We start from the raw sequence: 2,003 nt of genomic DNA on the forward strand, positions 1-2,003 counted from the left end.
GGGGTGGGGATCGGCGCGGCCTACGTCAACACGGCAGTGAAGACGGGCGTGGGCGTGCTGGCGGTGAGGCTGACGTGAGCGGTATGCCGGCAGGATCGGCCTTCGACCGCGTTTGCACCTTGTCCCTATCAGGGTCGAGCGGCGCGGGCGGCACCGTCATCCGCTACGATGAGAGTGAGGGGAACTGCCTTTCGATGGATTTCGAGATCGAGTCCCACACACTACAGTCTCCCTCGTTGGCGTGCTTCGTACTGAAAAACGTCTCGGCTGCGACGGCGGCGAAAGTCCAGAAAGAGTTTACGGAAATCACCTTCACTGCGGGTTATCGCTACAGCTCCGAGGGAGAGTTGTTCCGCGGTACGATCGTTGAGACGCAGTATGGCGAAAAAACGGACAACAATACGACGACGCTCCTGCGCATATGGTGCGCGTGCTCGGATCTGGCCTACAAGCATGGGCGGGTAAACACGTCGCTCGGGGCCGGATCGACACACAAAGACATCGTGGATGCGTGTTTGAAGGGGATGCAGGCGGCGCAGCCTACCCTCTCGATGGGTTCTGTCGTCGGGGTGGACCTGTCGGCCGTCCGCTTTCCACGAGGCCTGACCCTGGCGGGGCTCGCCCGTGACTACCTTCGGGAAACCTGCCTTTCGCTCGGCGCCACCTTCACGCTGTCCGGCAACAAGCTCTCCATTCTCGCCACGAATGCACCTGGGACCGGGTCAAGCGGCGTGGTGCTCACGCCCGACACCATCCTCGGTGGTCCGCCCATCCAACGGCTGGATGGGGTAATCGTCTCCTGCCTCATCAATCCGGCGATAGACCTGAACACCACGATCACGATCAAAGGCCCGATCGTTTCCCCGAACGTCACCGGCAACGCCATCGTGCCCGGCTCCATCGACAAGCAAGGGCAGCTCGCCAATCAGCTCAATGCAAATGGCGATTATCGTGTTATCCATATGCGGACCAACGGCAGTACGCGCGGACCCGACTGGACCATGACCCTCACCACGATCGGTGTAGGGCAGAACGTAAACACCACACAAGCCGGTCTCGGCTATTCCTGATGAGCGAAGCCTATGTCCGATGATCCGATCGACTCGTTCCTTGTCGAGATTGGCTTTCAGAAGCCCGACGCGGCGGGCGCGCGTGCCGTCGAGGACTTGGTCAATCGCACAGAAACCCGCATCACCGACGTGCAGGCTCGCGAGAGCGCCAAGCGCACCACGGCGGAGACCAAGGCGGCGTCGGACGGCCTATCCCGCTTCAAGGCGATGCTCGACGCCCGCAGCGAGGCGGAAGCCAAGTCGAAGGAAAGGCGCAGAGATGCGTTCATCCAAGTCACCTCCGAGATGCTGGGGTTCGATAAAGAACAGTTTGCCGCCTCTCTGAAGCACGCCAAGGAGAACGCCGGAAAAACCGTCGAGGTCGAGCACGAGAGGGCGAAAAAGCTTACGGCCATTCGCAGCGAGCAGTTCAAGTCGGCCGAGGCTGGCTTGCTGCGGTTTGCCGGCGTCGTGGGTGCGGTGGGGACCGGCTTGGGGACCGCCCTGTCGGCCGCACCTTTTGGCGCTTTTCTGATGGGAGTGGAGCGCACCGCCTCGGGACTGTCGAACCTCGCCATCCAATCGCAGCGGGTCGGCTCCACGGCCGGCGGGATCTCACGCTTTGTTTTCGCGATGAAACAGCAAGGGGTCGACGAGGGCGAGGCCAACGGCGCGCTGGAAGGCTTCGCGGCCAAGATGAAGTCGAACCCGGAGGCGTATCGGCAGGCGTTGGAAGGGCTGCCCGGCGGGGGCGTGCGGACCCTGGGGAAGGATGGCAAGCCTCTCACCTATGAGGAGATGCTGGAGAACCTTGGCCCCTACCTCGCGAAACAGCCCTACAATATCGCGAAGATCCAGGCGGGAGAGTTCGGCATCACGGGCGACAACGCCCTCAACGCCCTGCGCAACCCCGCCGAGACACGCCGCGGTCTCAACGCCTACGACGCCAAGCTC

At 62.6% G+C, this 2,003-nt stretch carries 2 protein-coding genes; both read left to right on the top strand.

The genetic code is table 11. The features are described from left to right. On the top strand, window positions 1-1,070 hold a 1,070-nt coding region (locus tag D3273_RS27600; protein ID WP_207210934.1), incomplete at its 5' end, for a hypothetical protein. A gap of 12 nt (window positions 1,071-1,082) precedes the next feature. After that, window positions 1,083-2,003 (top strand): hypothetical protein (locus D3273_RS27605; protein ID WP_129230233.1); only part of this gene is annotated, 921 nt, incomplete at its 3' end.

The sequence above is a fragment of the Lichenibacterium minor genome, assembly GCF_004137685.1.
Taxonomy (GTDB): Bacteria; Pseudomonadota; Alphaproteobacteria; order Rhizobiales; family Beijerinckiaceae; genus Lichenihabitans; species Lichenihabitans minor.